Origin of the sequence: Clavibacter sp. MX14-G9D, from assembly GCF_032917815.1 — a bacterium.
Taxonomy (GTDB): domain Bacteria; phylum Actinomycetota; class Actinomycetes; order Actinomycetales; family Microbacteriaceae; genus Clavibacter; species Clavibacter michiganensis_K.
Map to the genome: position 1 here is coordinate 1 of NZ_JAVCVL010000415.1, position 805 is coordinate 805.

The 805-nt window shown below is 78.5% G+C and carries 1 protein-coding gene; it reads right to left on the reverse strand.

What is annotated here, in order from left to right:
• Positions 1-805: YcnI family protein (locus Q6969_RS16045; protein WP_317231330.1), on the reverse strand; the 805-nt coding region annotated here is incomplete at both ends.

Genomic DNA, 805 nt, shown 5'->3' on the forward strand with positions numbered 1-805 from the left:
CCGCCGGAGCGCGCCGTGCCGGGGCGCGGCGGGCGCGGGCGCGGGCGCGGGGCGAGGACGCCGGGAGGGCCGGTCCCCGGGCGGCACGCGCGGTCGCCGTTCTCGCGACGCACGCGCGTGAGCGCGAACACGGCCACCACGACGGCGACGGCACCGAGGGCGAGCCCGCCCACGCCGAGGCCCACCGCGACCGCGCTGGTCGTGGCGCTGGGGTCCGAGGCCGCGACGACGGCCGCGTCCGGCGCGGGCGTCGTCGTCATGGCGCTCATGGCGTCGGCGGGCGGCGCGTCGTCCACGTAGAGGACGGGCGCGGGGTGCTCCGGCTCCGCGCCGGACGCCGGGGTCGTCTCGTCCCAGTCCACGACGGATCCGTCGGAGTAGCCCTGGTGGGCCGGCAGCACGATGCTGCCGGTCTCGGGGACGGGTCCCACCGAGACGGTGAAGCGCTGGAACTCGCCGGCCGCGAGGCCCACGCCGTCGTCGGCGGTCCACGTGACCTCGATCGGCGCGTCGGTGATGGTCGCGTCGTCCGTCTGCACGGGCGCGTCGAGCGCCTCCGTCGTGACCTGGGCCGTCCATCCGGGCACCGGCTCGGTGGACAGGCTCGAGAACGGGGTGTCCTGCGGGAGGTCCACGGTGACCCGCGTCGTGGTGGCCGTCGCCGACTCGGTCGGGACCGTGAAGGTCAGCGTGCTGTAGCCGCCGGCGGACGCCTGGTCGGGCGAGACGCGGACGTGCGCGGAGGCCGCGAGCGGCGCGGCGACGGCGAGCGCGACGCCGCCGACGAGCGCGGCGGCCGAGCGGG